Genomic DNA, 26,702 nt, shown 5'->3' on the forward strand with positions numbered 1-26,702 from the left:
TTCGTTAAAAATTTCTCATTTAGAACAACTAAATAGCAAAATTTTTGCCTTGCCTATATGGAGATAGGTACCTTAGCGGTAGCAGGACGCGAGAGCGGTGCTACTAAAGCTATTTCCCCGCTTCAAGATAGATCATTTATTTAATACAACTGGTATAAAGACTAAACCCAGAGCGGGTCACTGAAATTTATAGCGTTAACAAAAATGTGTGGCTATTTGGCCACACATTTTACGTCTACTGTTAAGTCATTCTGGTAAGGTCTTGGCTCTAATGGCATCTTATCAAAGCTTTGGACGCCTCCGAGTAATGTCAATTGTGGGTTACTGCCTTGGCATAAGCGTTTGGCATGGCGCAGCAAAAATACGCTTTGTTGCCTAAAATGCGCATAACTATCTGGCTTAATTGCCAGTCGAAAGTGGTCATCGTTATACGTGGTTTGCTCATAATGTACTTTATGGTCAAAGTCATAGAGCTTTTCAGGTTCGCCTCTTGGAACCGGTGTATATTGGCACGCCGAGAGCAGTGCTGCACCTACGACTAGGGAACTTAGCTTTAATGAATTTAGTCTCAATGATAACTTACGCATAACTGTCCTTTTAGTCTGCTACATTTACAGTATATCACATGGGAGATTAGCCACTTGCTTAACCAACTTAAAAAACTATTTCAAAGCTTGCAGGAGTCGTCACCGAAACAAGAAATCGACTTTAATACCGCGCTTGCTGCATTATTGGTCGAAGTAATGCGAGCGGACGGCAAACTACAACAGTCGGAGTTCGATAAAATTGCGGAGCTGCTCAAAACACGTTGTGAATTGCCTGAACCACAAGTCAGTGCATTGATAACGCAAGCACAGCAATTAGTAGAACAGGCAGTAGATATGTATTCTTTTGCCAAACAAGTGAATAACCACACCAGCGACATTGAACGTATCGAGGTCATTGAGCTGTTATGGCACGTTGCTTATGCTGATGGTGAGCTGGATAGCCACGAGGACTACATCATTCGTAAAATAGCCGGGCTATTTTATGTTGCTCATGCTGATTTTATTGCCGCGAAGTTACGAGTACAGCAATCAGTTAATGCATAATGCAGTGTTAGTGAGCCAGAAACTCTTTTTGGCAGCTATGTACAGCCTCTTTTATCATAAAGTTAACCAAGGTTGGTGAGATCTTGTATAGTTTGGCAATTTCTTTTTGCTTGAGCCGACCAGAGCGATAAAAACTAATGATATTCTGATGTCGCGTCGACAGTTTTCGGATGGTTGAGTCCATGCGTCTATTCAGTTGCGCCGACTCGACTTTGTTTTCGATATCTGAGTCTTTGTCTGACATGTATTCTACATGTGTTGCCTCAAGTGCAACTAAACTTTCTCTACTTTGCTTGCGTAGCATATCAATTGCGATATTTCTTGCCACTTGGAAGCAAAAGCTGGTGGCATTATTGATTTGCGCATTTTGTGTATGTGACATGCTACTAAGGCGAATAAAGGTGTCCTGTAATGCATCTTCAGCAAGGTAAGGGCACTTTAAAATACTGTTGAGATATGCAAGCACTTTCCCTTTGTTGTCTGAAATAACGTTAGCCCACTTGATAGCAAACTTGGACACAGATCACACTCCTATGTTAATTGTATTTTACCAGTGCAAATGATAACGCTTATCATTTGTTGTGCGATCTTATTTTCTGTTATAGGTTCGTGTCAAGTTAAATTAAAGTAATGACGCATTTTTATGTACGCTTTATTAACATTTAGCCTGGTTTAAGCTATCTAGGATGTGACTGTTGAATTTATAGTCATAGTTTTCTAAGTTTTTATTTGTTAAACCCTAGATTAATATTCGCTTTTTGCTGTCTTTACTGGTTGGTGTAAATAGAATGTTTTTACTTTGTTTGTGTTGAAAGTGAAAGTCGGACTTTTATCACTTGATAAGTCGTGATGGATCCAGAGGGAAGGCCGCAGCTTTTACAAAAAACCAGAAAGGAAATAGGCTCAAACAGAGCACCCAATTTATCGGGTTATGGAAAAATAAACTGGAGTTTAAGCATAGGGACGTAAGAGAGTTAAAATTAGCTCACATCCAGCCTTGAGATCAGTTACCCTGTAGGGAATGCAAATCGGATGTATATACGAGCATGAAAGTATTCGAAAAAATTTATCATAGGGCTGCCGAGCGTAAAGGCTCTGAGGCGGCGCTAAAAGCTAGGCTTAGCCAGCCATTGAGCACCGAATCGCTATTGGCATTAAGTGATGATCAATGGCTAGAAGAATTTACTCGCAAGATATTTCAAAGTGGGTTTTACTGGGCGGTGGTGGATAATAAATGGGACGGTTTTAGAGAAGTGTTTTGGCAATTCTCAGTCGAGAAGCTGTTAATGATGTCTCCTGAAATGTACGAGCAACGTAGTCAGGATGAACGGATCATTCGTAATGCTAAAAAGGTAAAAAGTATCGCTGACAATTGCCATATGATTTTTGAAGTGCAACAACAGCATGGCCGTTTTAGTGAATTCGTCGCAAACTGGCCGGAAGACAATATTGTTGGTTTGTGGCTGTACTTGAAAAAGCATGGCTCGAGACTCGGTGGGAATACCGGTCCTTACGCGCTTCGTGTGTTAGGTAAAGATACGTTCTTACTGAGTAAAGATGTCGAAACGGTACTGCGTGCTGAGGAGATAATCGACGGTGGCTTGCAAAGTAAGAAGTCACTGCAAGCGGCGCAGCAGTTTTTCAATGAAATGCGTCAATATAGCGGGCTTAGCTTACAAGCGTTAAGCCAAATTGTATCAATGAGTGTTGGTGATAATATTCGCTAGTAAAATGTGCTAAAAATGGAGATGGCCGCATGGTATTTTTTCAGCCCTATCAAGGCTCTGCTCTGCTCTTTAAGGAGCAACCAGCAAGATTTAATCAGCCCACATTACTACTATCCAATACGCCGCTGCTAGATAAGCTTGAGCTAGATAAATACGACACCACAGCGCTTGCTGAGCTATTAAGTGGTCAACGTCCTTTAGGTAACATTGAGCCTACGAGCTTAGCCTACAGTGGTCATCAGTTTGGGCAATTTAACCCGTTACTTGGTGATGGTCGAGCGCATTTAATAGGTGGGGTGAAACTCGATGACGGACGTCAATACGACCTGCACTTGAAAGGCTCTGGAGCGACGCGATTTTCTCGAGGCGGTGATGGATTTTGTGCGCTAGGGCCCGCGGTACGTGAGTTCATCATGAGCCAAGCTATGGTTGGCTTGGGTGTTCCAACTACGGAATGCCTTGCTGTTGTAACCACTGGACACCATGTTTACCGTCAAGGTGAAGCATCTGGCGCGGTTGTATGCCGTGTGGCAAAAAGCCATATCCGCATCGGTTCCTTACAATATCTGGCTACACAGCAAAATAAAGATGAGCTTTGGAGCCTGCTTAACTTGCTGGGCGAGCAATTATTTGAGGGATTTAAAGTTGAGACCGAACAGGATGTACTCGAATTGTTCCGTGAAGTGTGTGAACAGTTGGTTGACTTAGTCGTCGAGTGGATGCGGGTTGGCTTTATTCACGGCGTGATGAATACCGACAATATTTTGCTCAGTGGCGAAACGATAGACTTTGGCCCCTGTGCAATGATGGAAAAGTTTGATTTTAACGCCGTGTTTAGCTCTATCGACCGTCAAGGCCGTTATGCATTTGGTAATCAGCCAAACATCATGAATTGGAACTGTGCGCGACTTGCCGAGGCCTTATTGGTGTTATGGCAGGATGAGCAAGCGGGAATTGAAGCATTTAGTCAAATTTTGGCGGAGTTTTCTGAATCGTTTAATCGCAAGTACAAAGATATGTGGGCGGCTAAGCTTGGTATTGATGAATGGAGCGACGCAGACGACATTCTCCTTAGTGATTTACTCAAGTTGATGACGGAGCACGAACTAGACTTTACCAATACCTTTGCGGCACTAACCAATAGCTTGCTTGGTCATCCCAACAAAGCCTTAACTGTGCCAACGGAGTTGGAGGGCTGGCAGCAGCAATGGGCGCAAAGGCATGCTCTTGATGACGTTGCGGCTAACTTGATGAGTCAAGCTAACCCGATACTTATCCCTCGTAATGCGTTGGTGGAGGCTGAGATTGCGCTATTTAATCAGCAAGGCATGAGTCAAACACTAGAGGATTGGCTAACTGCGTTGACGTCGCCCTATGATTACAAAGACTATCCTGAGTCGTGGACCAGCGCCTCTACACCGGCCCACTATCAAACTTTTTGTGGAACCTAAATGGCAGAACAGCAGCTTTCTTGGCAAGAAATTAAACGTAAAGTCCTTGAGCACAAACGACCGCTTATTAAGGCGCATATCATCGCCTTGTTTGCCGCGTTAGTGAGTGTCCCTATCCCTTTGATGATGCCGTTGCTGGTCGATGAAGTCTTACTAGACACACCTGGCAGAGCGGTAGCTTGGATGAACTCAGTCTTACCCGAACAATGGCATGGCCCTAGTGGCTATATTGTGGTTATTTTGTTGGCTGTCATAACCATGCGCTTGGCCAGCTTGGTGCTAGGAGTGATGCAGTCACGCCAGTTTACTATTATTGGCAAGGACATTAGTTATCAAATCCGTGAGCGTTTACTTACGCATTTACCTAAAGTTCAACTGAAGGAGTACGAAAGCCAAGGTGGTGCAGCAATTAGCTCTCGCTGTATTACCGATGTAGAAACTTTGGATAAATTTATCAGCCAAACCTTGTCACGCTTTTTAATCGGTTTACTTACAATCATTGGCACTGCGGCGATTTTGCTTTGGATTGATTGGATGTTGGGGCTGGTTATCCTATTGCTTAATCCGGCGGTCATCTATTTTTCTCGACAGTTTGGCAAACATGTTAAAGAGCTGAAAAAGGAAGAAAACGCTGCATTTGAAGCATTACAAACTTCGTTAGTTGAGACGCTAGATGCTATTTCTCAATTAAAAGCTGTTCGTCGAGAGGGGAACTACTTTGCACAAGTTAAAGTAGCCGCCAAAGATCTCAAACATTACGCGGTGCAGTCGCAATGGAAAACGGATGCGGTTAACCGCTTAAGCTTCACCGTATTTTTGGTGGGGTTCGAGTTTTTCCGTGCTGTCGCTATGTTTATGGTGGTGTTTTCTGATTTAACGGTCGGCCAGATATTTGCGGTATTTGGTTACCTTTGGTTCATGATGGGGCCTGTGCAGGAAATTCTTGGTATTCAATATGCGTACTATGGTGCCTCAGCGGCACTTAGCAGGTTAAATCAGGTTTTTAACTTTGCGACAGAAGCACAATATCCCGCTACGAAAACCGTCTTTGATTCATCTCAGGTTGATATCAAATTTGCCAATATAGACTTCGCTTACGTTGCAGAGCAACCCGTGCTCAAACAGGTATCTTTGCATATTCCAGCAGGGAAGAAAGTAGCGTTAGTAGCGGTGTCTGGAGGTGGTAAATCTACTTTGGTGCAACTGCTGTTGGGACTGTATGAAAAGCAAAGCGGCGAGATTCATATAAATGACACACCAGTAGAGCAAATTGGTTACGAAGCCGTGCGAGATAATATAGTGACCGTACTGCAGCAGCCGATACTCTTTAATACTAGCATCCGTGAAAATCTAGCAATGGGACGAGAGGTATCTGACCAAATATTGTGGCAGGCACTCCGCGTTGCAGAGCTAGCCGACACTGTACTTACACTAGCCGACAAGCTAGATGCACAAGTTGGTCGTAACGGTATTAAATTGTCCGGAGGACAGAAGCAAAGGTTAGCTATTGCAAGAATGGTTGTTGCCGACCCTAAAGTGGTGGTGCTGGATGAAGCAACCTCGGCACTTGATATTGAGACTGAGGCAAAAATTCACCGCAATTTGCAAGCGTTTTTGGCTGATAGAACGACTTTGATTATTGCACATCGACTGAGCGCAATAAAACAAGCCGACTTAATTTATGTGTTAGATGATGGTGAAGTGTCCCAATACGGAGAACATAAGGAGTTGTTAGAGGAACAGGGTCTGTACCAAATCCTATTTGGCCATCAAAATTAATTGAGAAATAGCAAAAATTCCTTATGTAACGTTAAGTAAACATTAATAGACGAGCTAATATTATCTATGCAACGTAATCAGTAGACGCATTTTCTGATAGACTATCCGAGTCAATACTCAATGCGTTAACTAACAGAGATGGGAAGGAATGATGAAAATTAAAACTTTGAGCTTACTAGTTGCGATGGCAGTAACAGCCAATGCAAATGCAAATACCACAGAGCCAACTGAAGGCGTATACCTTGGTGTATTTGGTGACTATTATGACGCTGACTGGCAAAATCACCGCGATATGGCTGGCTTAGATGTAGAAGAGTCTACTGGTTGGGGTGCTGAAATTGGCTACCGCTTTGATAAATACTGGAGTGGTCGTCTTGAGTATGCAGATATGGACTTTGATCTTGGTGGGATCAGCAATGGTTCACTAGACGCAGAGCGTTACGGTATCGACGGTTTGTACCACTTTGATGGTGGTCCATTCTATGGCCTAGTGGGTATCAAAAAGATGAACCTAGATGTAATCTCAGATAACACTTTTGCTAACGTGGGTGCTGGTGTTCGTCATTACTTCACCGATCACTTGTTTGTGAACGCAGAAGCGGCAGTCTACCAAGGCCTTGAAGCTGGTTTTACAGATGTAGGTGGTAAAATTGGTATCAACTACTCATTCGGTAGCACGAGTAAAACGGAAGAGGTTGCGCCAGCCCCTGCTCCTGTTGTTGCAGAAGCACCGCAAGACAGTGACAAAGATGGTGTTGTGGATAGCGAAGATAAATGTGCTAACACACCAATGACGGATGCTGTTGATGCCTCTGGTTGTACTTTGTACGAGACTAAGGAAGATAAAGTAAGTCTGCTAGTCCGCTTCCCGCATGACGATGCAACTTTCTCACAGCAATATGTTGATGATATCAACGCGGTTGCTAAGTTCTTGAAAGAGCATAAAAATGCAGATGTTGTGATTGAAGGTCACGCGTCAGCTGTGGGTGATGCTGATTACAACCAAAAGCTTTCTGAGCGCCGTGCGAAGAACGTTGCTGAGAAACTCGTTGATATGGGTATTGATTCAATGCGCATTACCACGGTTGGTTACGGTGAAGAGCGTTTGAAAAACCCAGCAAACACGCTAAAAGCACATGCGGAAAACCGTCGTGTAGAAGCGCACGTTTCTTCTAAAGAAAAAGTAAAAGTTAAGCGTTAATTTTCACTTAGCTTATGCAAAAAGGCTCCTTCTGGAGCCTTTTTTGATCCAATTGTTAGTACCTTTTCGCAAAATTAAAATGATTCTCGTTTGACTAATATTCATCAAAATATACTTGTTTCGGCATGCTTATTCATTGTATTTATAGTGACTATAAGGCGAGGTATCGCATGCAAGATTTTCATCTATACTCAAAGACCTTATAATTGTTCATTATATTTTATGGTCAAGGGAATGGTTCAGCCGATTGTATCAATAATCGCAGCCAGATCATTTACTTGTCTGTCCACGTCACCAAGAGGGCAATATTGTGCTTCAAGAATATCGTAAACACGTAGAAGAGCGTGCCGCGCAAGGTATCGTGCCTAAGCCGTTAGACGCGCAGCAAACTGCTGACCTTATCGAATTACTAAAAACTCCACCTGCAGGTGAAGAAGAGTTCATTGTTGATCTATTTATCAACCGTGTACCGCCAGGTGTAGATGATGCCGCTTACGTAAAAGCAGGTTTTTTGGCTGCAGTAGCGAAAGGCGAAGCTGAATCTCCACTTATTTCAAAAGAATATGCAGCTGAGTTACTTGGCACTATGCTAGGTGGTTATAACATCGCGCCAATGATTGATCTGTTAGACGATGCAGCACTTGCACCTATCGTTGCTAAAGGTTTATCTCATACACTACTGATGTTTGACGCATTCTACGACGTAGAAGAAAAAGCAAAAGCTGGCAACGAGTTTGCTAAACAAGTTATTGAATCATGGGCAAATGCAGAATGGTTCCTTGAGAAGCCAGCCGTTGCAGACAAAATTTCTGTAACTGTATTCAAAGTAACAGGTGAGACAAACACAGATGACTTGTCTCCAGCACCAGATGCTTGGTCTCGTCCAGATATCCCGTTACACGCACTAGCTATGCTTAAAAACGAGCGTGACGGTATCAACCCTGACAAACCTGGTGAAGTAGGTCCTATCGCACAGCTTGAAGCGCTTAACGGCAAAGGTTTACCTCTAGCATACGTGGGTGATGTTGTTGGTACGGGTTCATCTCGTAAATCTGCAACTAACTCTGTACTTTGGTTCATGGGTGATGACATCCCATTCGTACCAAACAAGCGTGTTGGCGGTGTGTGTCTAGGTGGTAAAATTGCACCTATCTTCTTCAACACCATGGAAGATTCAGGTGCACTACCTATTGAACTTCCAGTTGATGAATTGAACATGGGTGACCAAATCGACATCTTCCCATACGAAGGTGTAGTGAAGCGTCACGGTACAGACGAAGTTATCTCGACGTTCTCACTAAAGTCAGACGTAATTCTTGATGAAGTACGTGCTGGTGGTCGTATTCCACTTATCATCGGTCGTGGTCTAACTGATAAAGCTCGTGCGTCACTGGGCCTTGAAGCTGAAGATATCTTCCGCAAGCCTAAGTTAGTAGAAGATTCTGGTAAAGGCTTTACGCTTGCACAGAAGATGGTTGGTAAAGCATGTAATATGGCAGGTGTACGCCCAGGCCAATACTGTGAGCCAACAATGACAACGGTAGGTTCTCAGGATACTACGGGTCCAATGACGCGTGATGAGCTTAAAGACCTTGCTTGTCTAGGCTTCTCTGCTGATCTTACGATGCAGTCATTCTGTCATACCTCAGCTTATCCTAAGCCTATCGATGTAAATACACACCACACACTTCCTGATTTCATCATGAACCGTGGCGGTGTATCACTACGCCCTGGTGACGGTGTTATCCACTCGTGGCTAAACCGTATGCTACTTCCAGATACAGTAGGTACAGGTGGTGACTCACATACTCGTTTCCCGTTAGGTATTTCATTCCCAGCAGGTTCAGGTGCGGTAGCGTTTGCAGCAGCAACGGGCGTAATGCCGTTGGATATGCCTGAGTCAATCCTTGTTCGTTTTAAAGGTGAAATGCAGCCGGGTATCACATTACGTGACCTAGTACACGCTATCCCTTACTATGCAATTCAGCAAGGTCTATTGACGGTTGAGAAAAAAGGTAAGATCAACGAGTTCTCTGGTCGTATCCTTGAAATCGAAGGTGTTGAGCACCTAACGGTTGAGCAAGCGTTCGAACTATCTGACGCATCTGCAGAGCGTAGTGCGGCAGGTTGTACCGTTAAGCTTTCACAAGCGTCTATCGAAGAGTACCTAAACTCTAACATCGTGATGCTTAAGTGGATGATCTCTGAAGGTTATGGTGATGTACGTACTATTGAGCGTCGTATCACTAAGATGGAAGAGTGGTTAGCAAACCCTGAGCTAATGACTGCTGACGCGGATGCAGAATACGCGCACACCATTGAGATTGATCTTGCTGATATCAAAGAGCCAATCCTTTGTGCACCGAATGACCCTGATGACGCTCGTCTACTTTCAGCGGTAACCGGTGAGAAAATCGATGAAGTGTTCATTGGTTCTTGTATGACTAACATTGGTCACTTCCGTGCAGCTGGTAAACTACTGGATAATTTCGGTGGTCGTCTACCAACGCAACTATGGGTTGCTCCACCAACGAAAATGGACCGCGATCAGTTAACTGACGAAGGTTACTACGGTATTTATGGTCGTGTAGGTGCACGTATCGAAACTCCTGGATGTTCACTATGTATGGGTAACCAGGCGCGTGTTGCTGATAAAGCAACGGTTGTTTCTACCTCGACTCGTAACTTCCCTAACCGTTTAGGTACAGGTGCAAACGTATTCCTTGCATCAGCAGAACTTGCAGCGGTAGCTGCTATTCTTGGTAAACTACCAACGCCTGCTGAATATCAAGAGTATGCAGAGAAGATCAATGCAACGGCTGCGGACACGTACCGTTACTTGAACTTCCATAAGATGCCTCAGTACACTAAAAAGGCAGACTCAGTGATCATTCAACAAGCGGTTTAATTACTCGCTCTAGAATATATTGAAAGAAAAAAGCCAGCGCATGCTGGCTTTTTTTATGCACATAAAACGCTCATCTTAAATGGTGTTATCAAGCATTATTTTAAACCTAGATAAGTAATCTATTAAAGTGGCTATAACTGGGTTTTTATTGCGTTTTACTTGTTAAAATCCCGTTTTTTTAAACAGTAATTTTCTCTGGTTTTATTAGAATTGTCGGCAAATTCTCATCAATGGGCGAGAGGATCATGACAACAGTAAACAACCAGAATTTATTACAACTACGCTTTTTGCCGCAGTCACATATCGACGCAGTTAAGCCTTTTTTCAATCAACTTCCAGATAACCCTTATGCCGATGGTGCATTCAGAAAGCGCCGCTATTCAGTGGTTAAATTCACTGGCGGTGAAGTGACATTGCAGCCGACTAAGGCTTTCGTTCAAGACGATTCAATTAATACTTTCCAAGGTAATATTGAGCGTGTTTACGAAAACCTTGAGCTGGACATGTTAAACACCGATGGCTTTAAGCATATGCTTGCTGAATTCAAAGCCATGACAGGAATTGCAGACGATACCAGCATAGAAGTTCATCAGTTTCGCATGTTAGCGATTGAAAGCGATACCCCTCCTGCGCCTGAAGGTGTACACCAAGATGGCTTTGACCATGTGTGTGTTTGTGGTGTTTCTCACGAAAATATCGTCGGTGGTGAGTTATTGGTTTATGAACATAAAGAAGCCGAACCTTGCTTCAAAATGGAAATCAAAGATGGTTTATTTGCACTGGTGAATGACCGTGAAGTGTGGCATAACGCAACGCCGATGAACAAGCTAGATGCCGAGCAAGTCGGTTACCTAGACTGCTTCGTATTTACAGCCTAAGAGGGTAGTATGGATTTAAATCAAGTGCGTCGTCAGTTCCCTGCGCTTATGCAAAGTATCGGTGGAACCGCGCCAATTTTCCTTGATGGTCCGGGTGGCTCTCAAGTACCGCAATCCGTATTGAGCGCGATGTCTGCTTACCTTGGTTATTTTAACTCTAACTTAGGTGGTGCATTTTTCTCGAGCGATAAGACCGTCAGTTTGATGAGTGAAGCGCGCCAAGCGGTTGCGGACTTACTCAATGCGCCAAGTGCAGATCAAATTGTATTCGGTGCCAACATGACTAGCTTAACCTTCAGCTTTAGCCGTGCGCTATCTCGCGAATGGCAAGCGGGTGATGAAGTCATTGTGACTAATGCCGATCACTATTCAAACGTTTCTTCATGGCGTCAAGCCGCCGAAGATAAAGGTGCGAAGGTACATGCGGTGCGTATTAATGAAACCGATTGCACACTTGATCTTGCGCATTTTGAATCACTACTAAATGCCAAGACTAAGTTGGTTGCGGTGACGTATGCATCAAATACAACGGGCTCAATCAACGATATCAAACGCATTGTGGAGCTTGCGCACCAAGTTGGTGTATTGGTATATGTTGATGCTGTGCATTATGCACCTCATGAGCTAATCGATGTACAAGGTTTGGATTGCGACTTCCTTGCGTGCTCTGCTTATAAGTTCTTTGGTCCGCATGTGGGTATTGTGTATGGTAAGCGTGAGCATTTAGAAGGTTTTACTCCGTACAAGGTGGAGCCGGCAAAAGACATTATTCCTGGCCGCTGGGAAACTGGTACGCAGAGTTTCGAAGGGCTAGCGGGTGTTGTTGCGGCGATTGACTACATTGCTTCACTTAGTGGAATGAGTTCAGATACCTCACGTCGTGAGAAACTGGTTGAGGCGTTTGCACGCACAAAAGCGCATGAGATGCAGCTTAGCCAGCACTTTTTAACGCGTTTAGCCGAGTTTAAAAAGATTAAGCTTTTTGGTATCGAGTCACTTGAGAGACTCGCTGAGCGTACACCAACGTTTGCTTTGACATTTGATGGCATCGAGCCACGTGCCGTGTCGGAATTCTTAGGTAAAAAGCACATGTGTGTATGGGATGGCAATTTTTACGCCCAAGGGCTTTGCGAGCAACTTGGCGTGATGGATAAAGGTGGTGTGGTGCGCATTGGTTGTATGCATTACAACACCATAGAAGAACTAGATAGCTTGTTTGATGCATTTAGTGAGCTATTAGCATAATACAAAGTGGGAGCTACGGCTCCCACTGCTAATTTAGGTTTCTTGCTCTTCAATAAATGCATTGAGCTTAGCAATACGATGACTCATGCCTTCAATAAGCTTATCTTTGATTTTTTCTCGGATCACATTGGGCAAGCGTGTTAGTGCATCTGGGGTTATCGCCAATATAATGCTGTCTTTTAACGCTTGTGCGCTGGTGCTGCGCTCTCTGTTAGTGATAAATGCGCCTTCACCTAAAAATTCTCCAGGACCAACCTTACCTAAATCATGGGCGGCATCCTGTTTAAAAATCAAAAACTCACCGCTTAACACAATATACAGGCGATTGTCTTTTTCAAAGCGTTTGAAAGCATGACGCTCTTGCTGCACCAGATATAAGTGGCCAAAAGACTCGAGTAACACTTGGCGTTCGGCAAGCGTAAACTCTTTAAAAAACGCTACGCGATTAATGATCTCTAGTTGTTTAAATAGTGGGACATTTTCAAGTAACTTCATGCAGACTATTCGTAAATCAAACTTATTCTTGAATATTGCGTTCTTTTAACTTGCGCGTCAACGTATTGCGCCCCCAACCTATCTTTAATGCCGCATCTTGCTTATGACCATGGCAGGCATTGAGTGCGGATTTGATCAGTCGTGTTTCTAATTGTGCCTGTACATCTGGCCAAATATGGTCTTTTCCTTTACGTAACTCTGAGTCTAACCACGTTTGGAATGCGTCCAGCCAATTACCATGCTCTAAGGTGTCAATCTGTTGTGGCTTTTCTAGCTCTTCGGGCAGATCCGCGGGGGTAACAAGTTCGCCCGGCGCCATTACGGTTAACCAACGGCAGGTGTTTTCCAATTGCCTAACGTTGCCAGGCCAGTGATATGCTTGCATTTTTTGCAGTGCATGTTTGGAGATGATTTTTGGCTCGGCTTTTAGCTCTTTGGCGCTTTTTGCAAGAAAGTGATCGCACAGTGCGGCGATATCTTCAGGGCGTTCACGTAAGGCTGGTAGTTTTAACCTGACGACATTTAGGCGGTGAAACAAGTCTTCACGGAATTTACCTTGCTTTACCAGTGTCTCTAAATCTTGATGGGTAGCAGCGACAATACGGACATCGACTTTCACGCTGTTGTGGCCACCAACCCGATAAAACTCACCATCGGCAAGTACACGTAATAGCCGAGTTTGTACGTCCAGTGGCATATCACCGATTTCATCTAAAAATAAGGTGCCACCATCGGCTTGCTCAAAGCGGCCACGGCGCATGCTGTCAGCACCAGTAAAAGCGCCTTTTTCATGGCCGAACAACTCAGACTCGACGAGATCTTTGGGGATGGCGGCCATATTGAGCGCGATAAAAGAAGCGTCTTTGCGCGGACTGTGATTGTGCAGCGCGCCTGCCACAAGCTCTTTACCCGTACCTGATTCGCCGTTAATCAATACGCTCATGCTTGACGCGGAAAGTTTACCGATAGCACGGAACACTTCCTGCATAGCAGGGGCTTCACCAATTATGTCGGGACTATTGGCTTTTTCACTGTGTCGCTTTTGTTTTTTAGTTTGCTGGCCTGCACGAAATGCACGTTGCACAAGGGAAACAGCTTCATTTAAGTCGAAAGGTTTGGCGAGGTATTCAAACGCTCCCTTTTTAAATGCGTTGACCGCAGAGTCTAAGTCCGAGTGCGCGGTCATAATGATCACCGGTAGGCTAGGGTAGAGCCCTGCAATTTTATCTAACAAGGCCATGCCATCGATACCAGGCATGCGTACATCTGAAATCAGCACCGCGGGTTGCTCATATTCCAGTGCCGTCAATACATCTTGACCACTGGCGAAGCTCTCGGTTTCAAACTCAGCTCGCTTTAATGCCTTTTCTAAAACAAATCGGATTGAAGCGTCATCATCGACTAACCAAACTGATTTCATTGCACGTTTCCTGTTTCGGTGTTGTCAAAGGGAAGGTAGATACTGAACTCAGTGTGTCCTGGCCAGCTATCGCATTCGATAAACCCTTGATGTTGCTCTACCAAAGTTTGCGCGATAGAGAGTCCAAGTCCAGATCCACCTTCTTTATTCGTGATCATCGGAAAGAATAATGTCTCTTTTACCTCATCGGCGATCCCCGGACCGTTGTCGCTGATACGGATGAGCAATGCTTTTTTCAATAGTCGCTCACCATGATGAAGACGGTGTTTAATGCGCGTTGTTATAGTGATCGTACCATCATGCTGTAGCGCTTGTTGAGCATTGCGCAGCATATTCAGCAGAACTTGCTGAATTTTGGCTTGATCTATCACGATGGCTGGAATACTGGGATCATAATCTTTTACCAAGGTGATATCCGCATCGCGCTCCAAGGTGGTTAACTTAATCACCGATTCTAACGCCTGATGGATATTACACGGTTCTTTTTGTGGTAGCTGATTGGGTCCAAGCAATCTATCTACCAATTCGCGCAATCTATCTGCTTGCTCAATAATGAGCGTGGCACATTCTTCCCGTTCTTGTTGATCAGTTTCGTATTGCAATAATTGCGCCGCACCGCGGATCCCACCAAGTGGATTTTTTATTTCATGAGCAAGACCGCGAATGAGGTTTCGAGCCGCTTGAAATTGGTGCATTTGATTGGATGCTTGGTCATAACGCAGGGCATCATCAACACGGCGACATTCCACTAAAATATACGCCTTGTCCGCAAGGTAAACTCGTCTGGCATGCAGACTTAGTGTTGCAACACGATTATCTACGAATACCACGTCTACCCTGTGTTGCTGACAGTCTACGCCATCTTGTAGCACGTATTTAGAGAGCCTCGGTAAGTCAATATGATGATGATTAAACACGCTATCAATCGCCAGTCCGACAAGCCGTTTAGTGCTGAGTCCAAGTAGTTCACTGCTGCTGTAATTGGCATAGTGGATCATTAAATTTTGATCGAGCACTAAAATCGCGGTTGAGAGAGATTGCCAAATTTTATCCAAGTCAATCGAGTTATGTTGATCCATTTATGTTCACCGTGCACCAATATGGTGCAATGAGAATAGCACAGCTTTGTATGCTTTGAAGTAAATTATCACCTAAGCTCAGAAACTAGGGGTTTTCGAACTCGTATCCTAAACTTGTTATTAATAAAGCATGCCAACTTTAAGGTGCCGAGATTATTAGGGCCTGTTGATCTTTCAAGTTTGTTTTTGCAGCAGTTTGATTGGTATTTATACAAGGCAGAGCCAGCGTAGCATAGTCATTCTATGTAAGTCTGGCGATAAAGACTTTGTGCTCCTGCAAAGTCACCTTACCCCACATCCTTGTGGGGCAACACAGAAGAAATGCTAATCAAGCGCTGCCCTATGGGTTCACCTGAGTGTGCTTTGTTCATTGTTGCTCAACTTTTGCTTAGATTACTAGGCGGCAAGTCGAGCGTCGCGATCAAAACACACTCAGGAGAACAAAAATCAAACAGCAAAGGTCAACAGGCCCTAGTGCTTTGTGTCAAAAAATACATCTAGCTTGTGCCTGCGGGGGGAGCCTTTTTATCGCTATTTGTATGAGCGGTTGTGACTTTCAAGGCACTAGGTATGTTACCGAGTATACAGGCTGCTTCCCTCCTCACACCGCTAATTTACATCGAGCGACGAATGGCGAGAAAACCACCCTTACAGGTGTAATGCGAGTCGTTCAACCTAGCTGGCGAGATAAATATTTATTGCAAACAAAGGCTGAAGTCTACTATCAAGTCCAGGTGGGTGAGCAAAGGTTGTGGATTGACCATCTTGAGTTGTCAAATTCAGCCTCTCTAATACCAGAGGGGATAAGCATGGCGTGTTTACAATTACTAGTTGAAAGCCAGTGTAAGTAGAAAATAAACCATTAATTATTCACGGTATTTCGGTGCAAAAAGAATTTCTGGGTATCGCTTTGGGCAACTAACGTTCCCTTTTGGTTAAACACTTTGATAACCAAAGAATGTTCGCCGCGATTGATGCCACGTAAAGCGAACTGGGTATTCGTTTGTTTTGGACCTGTCGCTACACCGTCGAGAAACAGTTGGACACTCAACCCTTGGGTAAATCTTGGTTCTACTGTGCCCGTCACGTATACGCTGCCACTATTGTCGCGGATTGTCTGTTCATGCTCTGGAGAAGTGATTTTGGCTGTATATCGGATAGTTGGCGCGGTATCAACTTGCTCGAGGATTTGGGTATCAACACTTGGCATGGTTAAGGCGTTAGCGTTAAGTTTGACTTCTTTTGATCCAAGTCGTGGGACATCCGAATAAACCCAATGGCCATTTTTGTCTTTCCAGCGATAGATTTTTGGATTGGATTCTGCTGCAGCATCAATGCTTGTTAGGGCTAGCGTCATGCTAACCGACATTATAAGAAACCACTGACGCACCACAACTCTCCACAGTAAACCACTGTTCATACTTTAGTATAGAGCAGCTGGAATTGCGAGTTACAAATGAATAATTCCCATAATGAGAACATAAAATGGACTTTATTTAAGTTTTTGAATTTCATCAAAAAAGCCCGTAATTACGGGCTTGAGAACACATATGATTAAGAGTGCCAGAAACGCATAACGAGTTTTGGCTCTACAAGCTCAATACCGCAGCACTGAGCGCAGTAGTTGGATAGCGATTAAACGCTGTAATACATTTCGAACTCAACTGGGTGAGTTGTCATGTTTAATTTTTCAACTTCTTTCGACTTAAGTGCGATATATGCATCGATTAGGTCATCAGTGAATACGCCACCTTGAGTTAAGAACTCACGGTCAGCATCTAGAGAAGCAAGCGCTTCATCAAGTGATGCAGCAACCGTTGGGATTTCTGCTGCTTCTTCTGCTGGTAGGTCGTACAAATCTTTATCCATTGCATCACCAGGGTGGATCTTGTTGCGGATACCGTCAAGACCTGCCATCAACTGCGCTGCGAAAGCTAGGTATGGGTTAGCCGCAGGATCTGGGAAGCGTACTTCGATACGACGACCTTTCTCTGATGGGATCACAGGGATTCGGATTGATGCTGAGCGGTTACGTGCTGAGTATGCAAGCATAACTGGCGCTTCAAACCCTGGTACTAGACGCTTATAAGAGTTTGTTGCTGGGTTAGTGAATGCATTGATTGCTTTAGCATGCTTAATGATACCACCAATGTAGTAAAGCGCTTCTTCAGATAGACCGCCGTACTTGTCGCCTGCGAAGATGTTTTTGCCGTCTTTAGCAAGTGATTGGTGGCAGTGCATACCTGAGCCGTTATCACCAACGATTGGCTTAGGCATAAAGGTTGCTGTTTTACCGTATAGGTGCGCCATGTTGTGGATAACGTACTTCATCTCTTGGATTTCGTCTGCTTTGGTTACCATAGTATTAAAGCGAGTCGCAATCTCATTTTGACCAGCAGTTGCTACTTCGTGGTGGTGTGCTTCAACAACGTGGCCCATCTCTTCAAGTACTAAACAAGTAGCTGCACGCCAATCATTAGACGAATCTACCGGTGCTACTGGGAAGTAACCACCTTTTACGCCAGGACGGTGACCTGTGTTACCACCTTCGTAGTCTTTGTCTGAATTCCAAGACGCTTCTTCTGAATCGATTTTGTACATTGAACCAGACATATCAGTTTTGTACTTAACATCGTCAAACAAGAAAAACTCTGGCTCTGGACCGAATAATACGGTGTCTGCAATACCCGTTGAACGCATGAACTCTTCAGCGCGTTTAGCTACTGAACGTGGGTCACGCTCGTAGCCTTGGTGTGTGTTTGGTTCAACTACGTCACAACGAACGATAAGTGTTGTTTCTTCTGCGAATGGGTCTAGCTTGACACTTTCTGCGTCAGGCATAAGTACCATGTCGGATTCGTTGATGCCTTTCCAACCAGCGATAGATGAGCCGTCAAACATTTTGCCGTCTTCAAAGAAGTCTTCATCGGCTTGATGATGTGGGATCGATACGTGTTGTTCTTTACCTTTTGTATCTGTGAAACGTAAATCGACAAATTTTACGTCGTGCTCTTTAATAAAATCTAAAACCGATTGTGACATGTGTCCTCCGACTCGTTGGGTTATTTTTTGCTGCAATGTACTGCAATTGCACACAAGTAAGCTTGATCTGTGCCATATTTTTAAGTTTTTGATAAATATTGATTTTTAACTTTTGGGAAATTTAAGGATTAGCTTGTTGCACTAATTTGGTGCGTAAATGTTTCATGATGGTGCGCAATATTGGTGCAAGCAATTCCCTGTGATAGTCACTTTATCTTCGAGTAAGTGTTTGGAGTATTGGTATAGATTATGAAGCGCAACAAAGCAAAAATTAATTTAATTCGATAGCTGGGATCAGGGGTCGTGTTTTAATAAAAAAAGCAAGGCGCCTTGAGGGAGGCGCCCTGCCTTCAGGGAGTTAATTTTATCGAAGCTAGTTACTTCTCAGCGAGTATAATGCGGGCTTAGTAACAACCCCGCTGGCGGCTAATATTTTTGCCAAGCTTGATAGGACAATACCGCGACTGGCTGCATTGAATTAAGGCCTTCGTCTGCGCTCGGTCCACGACCTAAGTGAAAAGTAAATCCTAGCATCGGCATAAATTCAGGGGTGATGTAAGTGGTATTGACTTGTGGCGTTTCAACTTTACTTCTAATCACCTCTTCGGAATAGCCAAATAGGGCGGTTTGCGACTCCGGCGTTTTTTCATTTTCATAGATCTCAAGCAGCATAGGTATCGGAGTGAAATCATCAAACTCCACCCTATCCTTGATATAGTGCACTGCTTTTGAAACGTAAAGCTGCTCTGCATTGGGGTAAGGCAACGGCGCAGAGAGAATAGTAAAGTTTAAATTAAACATCGCCACGAGCGTACCTAGTGTGAGTGCTAGCGTAGAGATAATCGTGATGGTAAATACTTTTACTTTACTCAGAGAGTACAGACTGGCACTCATGTCTTTGACAAGCATATTACTTTCCTCGTTTCCATCATGGACTAGAACGTGTCAACGACTGCGTTGGCGTTAGTGTGTGATTGAGGGGCTAGTATTTTGCCATCTAGAAGGTGTAGTTTGCGTGTCGCCATATCGGCATATCTAGGGTCGTGCGTCACCATACATAATGTCGTCCCTTCTAGGTTTAGCGTTTTCAACATGTCCATAACGGCATCACCATTTTTTGAGTCAAGGTTACCTGTAGGTTCGTCAACAAGCAGTAATGCGGGGTTACCGACGAGTGCGCGGGCAATAGCAATCCTTTGCTGTTGCCCACCTGAAAGCTGGTTTGGGCGATGTTTTGCGCGGTGTGCCATATCTACTTTTGTCAGACAGCTCATTACTGCGTGATCAATATCGGCATTGCTCATTGGGTTTTTACGATAACGTAATGGCAGCGCGATATTATCGTATACTGTCAGCTCATCAATTAAGTTAAATGACTGAAAGATAAAGCCAATTTTTTCGTTTCGAATATGTGCAGCCGCCGCTAAAGTTAATTGGCTAACCTCAAGATCTTCAATTTTATAGCTACCATCTGTTGGCATGTCTAACAGGCCAAGTATTGACAGCAGGGTAGATTTACCGCATCCAGAAGGGCCACAAATTGACACGAAATCGCCCTTATATATTTCCAAGTCAATCCCACGCAATGCGTGAGTTTCCATTTCTTCGGTACTAAAAACTTTGGTGATCCCTGACATGGTTAAAATAGTTTCTTTCATAATCGTATCCTAATGATGATTTATTATTGAATGATCCGTACTTGTTTAGCGTTTTTATAAGTACTTGTATCAGAGAGTATGATTTGCTGATTTGGGGTGACACCGCTTTCAATTTGCAAAAATTTGCCTGCATCAATACCAAATGACACTAACTGAGGGGTTGCGATGTCATTGTTTAACACAAAGAGCGTTTGCTGGCTGTGTGATTGGGTGTTACTTGGACGCTCAACATACAGTGCGTTCTTCAACTGATGTGTGCTAATTTGCGCATCTACGTTAAGTTCAGGACGCGCAGAATCTGGAACGCCATTGACAAAAGTGAGCTCGACTTCAATGGTGCCCTCTTGTACTTGCGGGCTGATCCTTGTGACTTTTGCAGGGACTTGTTCGCGGCGTGTATTGACCATAGCAAATTGACCTACCAGAATTTGTTCTGCTTTAGACTGAGATACTCTAACCAGTGCTTGAAGGTCGTTGGTACTGCCAACTTGAGCAAGTTCTTGGCCGGCTACAACACTTTGTCCAAGTTCAACTGCGAGCCGTTGCAACACACCTTCTGTACCTGCTCGGACTGTTAGTTTCGCTTCTCTTTCTTTTAACCGGGCGAAAAGAGACTGAGCTTGGTTGATCAGTTCTTGCGAGATGGTTAAATCTTCTGAATGTAATAGCTTTAGCTGTTCTATACGTGTTTGCTGTAGTTGTACTCTTTCTGACAGCTGCTGTTCTTCAAGCTCTGCGGTTTTTACATCAATGGCGGGAACAACACCTTGGTCTCTGAGTGTTTGCTGAGCTTCTCGGCGCATGACTAACGATTGATGCTCACTGGTAAGTTCGGCAAGGGTGGCGACTTCCATTAATAACTCGCGCTGGTTTGCGAGCTTTTGTCTGCGAAAGTTTGCTTGTTGACGGTTCAGCTCCATTTCAGCACTTTCTAATTGCTGTAAGAGATCAGGGTCTTGCATCTTCAAAATGATGGTGTCAGGCTGAACTTCACCACCGGGGCGTACTAAGATTTCATAGACCGTAGCTGGGTCTTGTGTGGTGATCAGTTTTTGTTTATTAGAGCGAAGCACACCATAGCCGTCAACGCTAACATCTAAATCACCTTGCTTAACTTGTCCAACAATGATGGCTTGTCTTGGTAACTTGAACTCGTCCGATGTTGAGAATAGCTTAAGGCTAAGCCAAGCAAATATCAGCACTAGGGGGATAGCGACAATAAGCCCTACTTTGTGTAGCGGCCTTGCTTGTTTTTGTTTTATTACATCCATCATCAGTTACCTTACTGTAATCGGTTAACCAATAAGAGCAAACGATATGCCAAATTTTATCCTATTGTTTTTATTGGTATTTAATTTTTTTGCTTTACCGAAAGGTCCGATTGTGGACGTGAGAGTTCAAAAACTGGACTGAGTATATTGGGTCAGTTAAGTGGCACAGGAAAGGCGAGTTGGCAAACCGCTCCCTGTTTATCCTGACGATTGCTCAGGCTAATGGAACCAGACATTTGCTCGACGAAATAGCGACTAAGGTAAAGGCCAATACCTTCCCCCGTTTGTTTGGTGGAGTAAAATGGCACAAATAAGTTATCGTGGTTGGCAACGCCGGTACCTTCATCAAGCACCTCCAAGATAGCAATATTGTCTTTGGTATACAGCTTCAGTGTAAGCACAGAGCCCGCGGGGCTCGCTTCTATGGCGTTCTTGATGATATTGATTAGCACTTGATTAAATAGGGTTGGGTCAACATGGAAGTAGACCGGAGAAAGTTCAATTTGCCACGCTACATCGGTGAAAAGGCCTTGAATGGTTTTGCTCACTTCTAACCCCGACAGACGTTTTATCTCTACTTTTATTGGCTGGTTGAGCTGGCTGTATTTATGGATAAAATCCTGCAAATGGAAGCACCGCTCAAGTACGATATTAAAGGCTTCGTGATCCCTTGGGTCTTTTGCGCGAGTTTGTAGGCGTTCCAGTATGGCAGACACCGGGGTGAGGGAGTTTCTTATTTCATGACTAATTACTCGGATCAAGCGTTGCCAAGCTTGAAGCTCCTGATCGCGCAGTGCTTGCTGAATATCGATACAAACAACAAGATGATATGACCGGCTTTGCTGAGTAAAAGTGCTGTGCCTCACTTGCCAGCGTTTATTGTTCTGTATATCGATGAAATGCCACTGTGGAGAAGGAGTTAACCCTATTGCCTCTGGGTGGCTATATCGTAAGGTTTGCCATGGCTTTTGAAATAGGTGAAAGCAGGCGTCATTGCCAAAGCACAGTTGCATACGCTGGTCGAAAATAAGTATCGGGGTATTTAACACACTGATAAGTTCAGCAACGAGAAATGATTGCATATCGTCGTCGGTTTTTTCATTTTGTAGCATATCGGATATAGCATTCAGCTGATTGTGCAGCTGGGCGACAACGCCCGAAGAAAATGTCGGCTTGGCTTTTAGGCTAAAGTCGCGCTTGAGCCACGCTTCGGCTTGGTAGCTACAGCGCTCAAACGATAGCTTACAACGATCATAAAGCTGCTTTAGCAAAAAACCTTGGCAGAAGACTAGGGCAGCGATTAAGAGTAAGGTGGGTAGAGGCATGGAAATAGGTATGTTAATCCCCATTTGCCAACTGACGACACAAACTCCCGCAATTTCAATGGCGATGAGTAGTAAAAACTTAACTACGAAATAGCGCGCCAAGGGTTCTTTAAATAAGTGCATATTTTTCGAGGCGTCGGTAGAGTGATTGCTTGGTGATCCCTAGTAATTCAGCAGCTTGTTGTTTGTTTCCTGCCGTATTAGTCAAAGCCTGAGCAATCAGTTGTTGTTCTGCTTGCTCCAACGTGATGAGTGGGAGCTTGTTCGCACTTGGTTGTGAAGGCGTGCTCATATGTAATTGCTCGGGGCCGATTTCACCCGTTTGCGTTAATAACACTGCGCGTTCGAGCAAGTGCCCAAGCTCTCTGGTATTACCCGGCCAATCGTACTGTTTTAGCTGATTTAGTGCTGTGGGTGTAAGCCTGCATTGTGTTTTTCCATACCGCTGACCATGGGTTTTGATAAAGTGTTCCGCTAATAATTCAATGTCTTCAGGACGTGTACGCAAGGGGGGAATTTCGATTGTGAAGGTATTGATGCGGTAGAAAAGATCTTGGCGAAACTCAGCTTGAGCGATTAACAGCTCTAAGTTTGCATTCGTTGCACTAATGAGCCTCACGTCTGCGACTTCAGTGACGCTTGAGCCGACGGCTTCATATTCTCGAGACTCTAGCACTCGCAGCAACTTACTTTGTTGTGCAAGCGGAAGAGTGCCGATTTCATCCAAAAATAAGGTACCAAGATCCGCTAATTTAAACCGTCCTGCACGGTCTGATTTGGCGTCAGTAAATGCGCCTTTGGTATGGCCAAAAAGCTCACTTTCAAACAGTTGCTCAGGGATGGTTGCCATGTTAACGGAAATAAATGGCTGCGCTGCACGTTGCGAGTGTTGATGTATCCACTGGGCTATTAAGCTTTTGCCAACTCCATTCTCTCCAGTTAACAGAATATTGGCATCCGTGGGAGCCATGACTTCTAATTGCGTCATCAGGTGTTGCATGGCTTTGCTGCGCCATAACACAGGTTTAGCATCTCCAGCGAGCGCATGCTGAAGAGCTTGGCTTTTATTTTTTAGCTTATTGAGCTGTAACTGGCCCCTAATAACTTGTTCAAAGCGCTGGTTTTTCCATGGTTTTTCTAGAAAGTCTACGGCGCCTAATTGCATGGCTTGGACCACAAGCTCAGTATGTGACCATGCGGTCATAGCCACAATAGGGATGGTATTGCCAAGTTGCTGTTGCTGTCGTAGAAACCTGAGTCCTTCTTGCCCCGATGTAGAGTCTAACTCAAAGTTCATATCGAGTAGGATCAAGCTAGGCTGGTGTTGTTCAAGAAAGCTGAGTGCTTGCACTGGATTTTCAACTTCTTCGACGGCTAGACCTAAATCTTCCAATACAAATCGCGCAGCTAATCTAACTTCTCTGTTGTCTTCTATTAGCAATATTTGTGGTTTAGCACTCAAAGTAAGCTTCCTTGATTTATTATTTTCCTAATCATTCTATTACTCTCCGCGAAGTGCATGTAATGCGGGGCGGGCAATAATATTTCTCGAAGATAGTAGCGTAACACCCGTGACTAAAGTGATTACAGTGGCAAGTGAAATTAGCCAATGGACAGCACTATCTATTGTAATAGGTACAAGCGTATCTTGAAGTGTTGAAATACTCAATAACACTATGATAGAAGCGCACGCCGCTGCAGTAATAGGGCGCAAATTATCTCGTAATACCAGTTTAAATACGGCAATCGGTGTTGCACCAACTGACATTCTCACGCCTAACTCAAACCGACGTAACGCCACGCTGTACTTACATACACCGTAAATACCAAGTGCCGCAAGCGCAAGTGCAAATATCGATAGCATCAAAGTAAACATACTAATGACACGAGCTTGCTGTAAGTGCGTAGCCAAAAGCATGGTCGTGGACTGAAAGTTATAGACACGCATTTGCGGGTGGATACCTGTGAGTGCCTGATTTATTTCTGCTCGACTAATGGTGGCATGTGCGTGAGTTTCAATTAACACAAAGGGGTAACCAGTTGGCACTGAGGGGATGAAAACCCTTGCAATATCAGGTTGTTTGGGAAGATAAATGTCCTCGACAACACCAACTACTTCAACGCTTTGTTGGCCATTTCGGGGGTATAGTTTAGCGCCCAATACTTGTCCTTGCTGGCGTAATTGCGTAGCTAGGGTCTGATTGACAATGACAACAGGCGCATTATTAATGGCTTCCTCATGAGTAAAGGCCCTACCGTCGATAAGTGTTGCCCCAAAGGCGTCAAAGTATGGCCAAGTACCAGTGGTACTTTGATATTCAAACGAATTTTTTTCGATACCAGGTTCAAATTGCATTTGACGATTTGAAAAGCCCGGTAGCCAATAGGAAAAAGGGGGATAACCGCCAATGCCTACTTTGGTTACCTGCGGTAACTTTGCTAACGAGTCAACGGCGGATAGAAGCAGTTGTGAGCGCTCCCCGCGGCTCATCTGTTGTAGCAAAGTACCTAAGTTTAGTGCTACTTGATAGGTATTTTGTTCTCGTATTCCCGTATCACGTTGCAAGTTTTGCCAGCTTGTTTGGAATATCCCCAGACAAATAGTGAGCAGTGACAGGCAAACAAATAATTGAAATGAGATTAATAAGGTGCGGGTCATCGCGGAAATCTGAACGCCAGTACCTTTACCACTACTTTGCAGCTGTTGAATAATATGACGGTAGTTAAGCTGACGGCTTACTATCCAAGAAAGTAGCAAACATAATAAGATACTGACAGTAAAGGCGAAAGCAATAGTATGCGCTTCGAGTTGCAGCTCTTGCAAACGAGCGAGCGGGCCGACAACCCCTGATTTTAGTAGCCTTATGATCCCCTCAGCGATTAAAAGCGATAATGCTGCTGCGCTGATAAATAACAGCCCTAATTCTATCGCAATGTGGAAAAATAGATGATTAGGCTTGGCACCTAAAGCGGCTTGAACGGCAAAGCTTTTTTGTTGCTCGGCGGCACGTGAAAGCACTAAATTACAAATATTACTTAATGCGATTAATAGTAATACAGAGCTTCCGAGTAGCATCATTATACTCACTTGTGATGCTTCACCAATAATACGAGTTTTCATCGGTACAAATTCAAGTTGTACTTTACTATTAGCGAAAGTTTGCTCGCCAGCAGTTTGTTGTTGTAGTTGTTCATTCAGCCAGTTTTCAAGAGAAAGCTTTGCGCGACGTGCATGTTGTACATCATGTAACTTTAGCAATTGATATGTCTGGATATTATTCCTTTGCCATGTTGGTGTTGGAGAATCATTATAGTCATAACTGATCCATACATCGGTGTGCCAGTTAGGTGTGGATAATACCGGCTCAATGAATCGCTCGTCGGTGACGCCAACAATTTTAAAGCTCACCCCTTTAAATACCAATGTTTGGTCTAGAACGTTTGTATTTCCGCCGAAATAACGTTGCCACACTTGGTGTGAAACGATCGCGACAGGTTGTTGGCTACCTATCCCTTCATCTACTGAAAAGTACCGTCCCAATGCCAGTGGTACATTGAATATCGACATAAACTCGGGGGTGATCGCGCCAGTATTAAATGTTGGGCTGCTCGGTAAACTTTGTTCAACATCAATACTGATATTCTGAATGGCCATCACTTCGATATCAGAAAATTGTGCTTGCTTGTCATACGCCTCTAAGCTGCCAGCATGAGGAATAAAATTGCTTTGCTTCACTTCATTATTGTCATCTACCAACGCGCCACGCATTAATACCAAGCGCTCTGCATCTGGATAAGGAAGCGGAGCTGCGAGCAATTGATAGTTTAGGTTATACATCGCTACCAGCGCACCGAGTGTCAGCGCGAGCGTAATTATTATTGTTAGGGTGTAACTGACATGGCTGCGAAGTTTTTGCCAGGCCATTTTAAGTGAATGCGTTACCATATTTACTCCAAATCCACGCACCTTGTGTATCGGTATGCTGTGATAGTTATTCTACTCTACAGGGGAGCAGCAACGCCTATGCCAAACTTACCTTATTGATATTAATGATATTTGTCTTTTATTTACAAGTGTTCAGTCCATAATCGGACGATAAAAGACCATAAATGGACTATAGCTGCGATCAGA

21 protein-coding genes are annotated in these 26,702 nt (G+C 44.1%); 8 read left to right on the plus strand and 13 right to left on the minus strand.

The features are described from left to right. Positions 1-212 precede the first annotated feature (212 nt). Positions 213-587, minus strand: coding sequence for a hypothetical protein (locus CWC29_RS17420; RefSeq protein WP_128725657.1), 375 nt, complete (start codon positions 585-587; stop codon positions 213-215). Between the two features lie 54 nt (positions 588-641). Between CWC29_RS17420 and CWC29_RS17425 the strand changes: the two genes are divergently transcribed. Then, positions 642-1,091: a tellurite resistance TerB family protein gene (locus tag CWC29_RS17425; RefSeq protein WP_128725656.1), complete on the plus strand. Its 450-nt coding sequence runs from the start codon at positions 642-644 to the stop codon at positions 1,089-1,091. Between the two features lie 7 nt (positions 1,092-1,098). Here the strand turns inward: CWC29_RS17425 and CWC29_RS17430 are convergent, their stop codons facing one another. Then, positions 1,099-1,611: an RNA polymerase sigma factor gene (locus tag CWC29_RS17430; RefSeq protein WP_128725655.1), complete on the minus strand. Its 513-nt coding sequence runs from the start codon at positions 1,609-1,611 to the stop codon at positions 1,099-1,101. Between the two features lie 526 nt (positions 1,612-2,137). Here CWC29_RS17430 and CWC29_RS17435 point away from each other — a divergent pair. From CWC29_RS17435 to CWC29_RS17465, 7 genes are all read left to right on the plus strand, one after another. After that, positions 2,138-2,818: a DNA-3-methyladenine glycosylase I gene (locus CWC29_RS17435; protein WP_138524458.1), complete on the plus strand. Its 681-nt coding sequence runs from the start codon at positions 2,138-2,140 to the stop codon at positions 2,816-2,818. Positions 2,819-2,847: 29 nt separating this feature from the next. After that, positions 2,848-4,269: a protein adenylyltransferase SelO gene (locus tag CWC29_RS17440; RefSeq protein ID WP_138524456.1), complete on the plus strand. Its 1,422-nt coding sequence runs from the start codon at positions 2,848-2,850 to the stop codon at positions 4,267-4,269. Further along, complete coding sequence (locus CWC29_RS17445; RefSeq protein ID WP_138524454.1) at positions 4,270-6,048, plus strand: ABC transporter ATP-binding protein; 1,779 nt, start codon at positions 4,270-4,272, stop codon at positions 6,046-6,048. Positions 6,049-6,199: 151 nt separating this feature from the next. Continuing rightward, positions 6,200-7,249 carry an OmpA family protein gene (locus tag CWC29_RS17450; RefSeq protein WP_138524452.1) on the plus strand — a complete coding sequence of 350 codons (1,050 nt, stop codon included), beginning with the start codon at positions 6,200-6,202 and terminating at the stop codon, positions 7,247-7,249. Positions 7,250-7,559: 310 nt separating this feature from the next. Then, positions 7,560-10,157 (plus strand): bifunctional aconitate hydratase 2/2-methylisocitrate dehydratase, encoded by a 2,598-nt coding sequence (gene acnB / locus CWC29_RS17455; protein ID WP_138524450.1) that lies wholly within the window; start codon positions 7,560-7,562, stop codon positions 10,155-10,157. Between the two features lie 245 nt (positions 10,158-10,402). Then, on the plus strand, positions 10,403-11,035 hold the full coding sequence (locus CWC29_RS17460; protein WP_138524448.1) for a 2OG-Fe dioxygenase family protein: 633 nt from the start codon (positions 10,403-10,405) through the stop codon (positions 11,033-11,035). Between the two features lie 9 nt (positions 11,036-11,044). Beyond that, a complete protein-coding gene (locus CWC29_RS17465) occupies positions 11,045-12,280 on the plus strand; it encodes a cysteine desulfurase-like protein (protein ID WP_138524446.1) in 1,236 nt (411 codons plus the stop codon). 33 nt (positions 12,281-12,313) lie between these two features. Here CWC29_RS17465 and CWC29_RS17470 read toward each other — a convergent pair whose 3' ends face one another. The 11 genes from CWC29_RS17470 to CWC29_RS17535 all read right to left on the minus strand — a co-directional run bounded on the left by CWC29_RS17470 (position 12,314) and on the right by CWC29_RS17535 (position 26,516). Beyond that, positions 12,314-12,775: a cyclic nucleotide-binding domain-containing protein gene (locus CWC29_RS17470; protein WP_128725648.1), complete on the minus strand. Its 462-nt coding sequence runs from the start codon at positions 12,773-12,775 to the stop codon at positions 12,314-12,316. Positions 12,776-12,797: 22 nt separating this feature from the next. Then, positions 12,798-14,195: a nitrogen regulation protein NR(I) gene (gene ntrC, locus CWC29_RS17475; protein ID WP_128725647.1), complete on the minus strand. Its 1,398-nt coding sequence runs from the start codon at positions 14,193-14,195 to the stop codon at positions 12,798-12,800. Next, the gene (gene glnL, locus CWC29_RS17480) at positions 14,192-15,274 is read right to left on the minus strand and encodes a nitrogen regulation protein NR(II) (protein ID WP_128725646.1); all 1,083 of its coding nucleotides are present in this window, start codon (positions 15,272-15,274) and stop codon (positions 14,192-14,194) included. Before glnL ends, ntrC begins: the two co-directional genes overlap by 4 nt. Positions 15,275-16,136: 862 nt before the next feature. Next, entirely contained in the window at positions 16,137-16,643 is a 507-nt protein-coding gene (locus CWC29_RS17500; RefSeq protein WP_128725644.1) for a DUF4124 domain-containing protein, read from the minus strand. Positions 16,644-16,909: 266 nt separating this feature from the next. Continuing rightward, the gene (glnA, locus tag CWC29_RS17505; protein ID WP_128725643.1) at positions 16,910-18,316 is read right to left on the minus strand and encodes a glutamate--ammonia ligase; all 1,407 of its coding nucleotides are present in this window, start codon (positions 18,314-18,316) and stop codon (positions 16,910-16,912) included. Positions 18,317-18,742: 426 nt separating this feature from the next. After that, the gene (locus tag CWC29_RS17510; RefSeq protein WP_235956602.1) at positions 18,743-19,225 is read right to left on the minus strand and encodes a hypothetical protein; all 483 of its coding nucleotides are present in this window, start codon (positions 19,223-19,225) and stop codon (positions 18,743-18,745) included. Between the two features lie 26 nt (positions 19,226-19,251). Further along, entirely contained in the window at positions 19,252-19,974 is a 723-nt protein-coding gene (locus CWC29_RS17515) for an ABC transporter ATP-binding protein (protein ID WP_128725642.1), read from the minus strand. A gap of 23 nt (positions 19,975-19,997) precedes the next feature. Continuing rightward, complete coding sequence (locus CWC29_RS17520; protein ID WP_235956603.1) at positions 19,998-21,248, minus strand: efflux RND transporter periplasmic adaptor subunit; 1,251 nt, start codon at positions 21,246-21,248, stop codon at positions 19,998-20,000. Between the two features lie 149 nt (positions 21,249-21,397). Continuing rightward, on the minus strand, positions 21,398-22,693 hold the full coding sequence (locus CWC29_RS17525) for a sensor histidine kinase (RefSeq protein ID WP_138524606.1): 1,296 nt from the start codon (positions 22,691-22,693) through the stop codon (positions 21,398-21,400). After that, a complete protein-coding gene (locus CWC29_RS17530) occupies positions 22,680-24,032 on the minus strand; it encodes a sigma-54-dependent transcriptional regulator (protein WP_138524608.1) in 1,353 nt (450 codons plus the stop codon). The genes CWC29_RS17525 and CWC29_RS17530 overlap by 14 nt, the downstream gene beginning before the upstream one ends. Positions 24,033-24,071: 39 nt before the next feature. Continuing rightward, a complete protein-coding gene (locus CWC29_RS17535) occupies positions 24,072-26,516 on the minus strand; it encodes an ABC transporter permease (protein WP_235956604.1) in 2,445 nt (814 codons plus the stop codon). Positions 26,517-26,702: the final 186 nt, after the last annotated feature.

Origin of the sequence: Pseudoalteromonas galatheae (assembly GCF_005886105.2) — a bacterium.
Lineage (GTDB): Bacteria > Pseudomonadota > Gammaproteobacteria > Enterobacterales > Alteromonadaceae > Pseudoalteromonas > Pseudoalteromonas galatheae.

Excerpts from the sequence above, each read along its gene's own strand:
- CWC29_RS17535 (WP_235956604.1), bottom strand. The coding sequence starts at position 26,516 with ATGGTAACGCATTCACTTAAAATGGCCTGGCAAAAACTTCGCAGCCAT.
- glnA (WP_128725643.1), bottom strand. The coding sequence starts at position 18,316 with ATGTCACAATCGGTTTTAGATTTTATTAAAGAGCACGACGTAAAATTT.
- glnL (WP_128725646.1), bottom strand. The coding sequence starts at position 15,274 with ATGGATCAACATAACTCGATTGACTTGGATAAAATTTGGCAATCTCTC.
- ntrC (WP_128725647.1), bottom strand. The coding sequence starts at position 14,195 with ATGAAATCAGTTTGGTTAGTCGATGATGACGCTTCAATCCGATTTGTT.
- CWC29_RS17445 (WP_138524454.1), top strand. The coding sequence starts at position 4,270 with ATGGCAGAACAGCAGCTTTCTTGGCAAGAAATTAAACGTAAAGTCCTT.
- CWC29_RS17470 (WP_128725648.1), bottom strand. The coding sequence starts at position 12,775 with ATGAAGTTACTTGAAAATGTCCCACTATTTAAACAACTAGAGATCATT.
- CWC29_RS17515 (WP_128725642.1), bottom strand. The coding sequence starts at position 19,974 with ATGAAAGAAACTATTTTAACCATGTCAGGGATCACCAAAGTTTTTAGT.
- CWC29_RS17500 (WP_128725644.1), bottom strand. The coding sequence starts at position 16,643 with ATGTCGGTTAGCATGACGCTAGCCCTAACAAGCATTGATGCTGCAGCA.
- CWC29_RS17440 (WP_138524456.1), top strand. The coding sequence starts at position 2,848 with ATGGTATTTTTTCAGCCCTATCAAGGCTCTGCTCTGCTCTTTAAGGAG.
- CWC29_RS17420 (WP_128725657.1), bottom strand. The coding sequence starts at position 587 with ATGCGTAAGTTATCATTGAGACTAAATTCATTAAAGCTAAGTTCCCTA.
- CWC29_RS17450 (WP_138524452.1), top strand. The coding sequence starts at position 6,200 with ATGAAAATTAAAACTTTGAGCTTACTAGTTGCGATGGCAGTAACAGCC.
- CWC29_RS17510 (WP_235956602.1), bottom strand. The coding sequence starts at position 19,225 with ATGCTTGTCAAAGACATGAGTGCCAGTCTGTACTCTCTGAGTAAAGTA.
- CWC29_RS17435 (WP_138524458.1), top strand. The coding sequence starts at position 2,138 with ATGAAAGTATTCGAAAAAATTTATCATAGGGCTGCCGAGCGTAAAGGC.
- CWC29_RS17460 (WP_138524448.1), top strand. The coding sequence starts at position 10,403 with ATGACAACAGTAAACAACCAGAATTTATTACAACTACGCTTTTTGCCG.
- CWC29_RS17465 (WP_138524446.1), top strand. The coding sequence starts at position 11,045 with ATGGATTTAAATCAAGTGCGTCGTCAGTTCCCTGCGCTTATGCAAAGT.
- CWC29_RS17520 (WP_235956603.1), bottom strand. The coding sequence starts at position 21,248 with ATGATGGATGTAATAAAACAAAAACAAGCAAGGCCGCTACACAAAGTA.
- CWC29_RS17525 (WP_138524606.1), bottom strand. The coding sequence starts at position 22,693 with ATGCACTTATTTAAAGAACCCTTGGCGCGCTATTTCGTAGTTAAGTTT.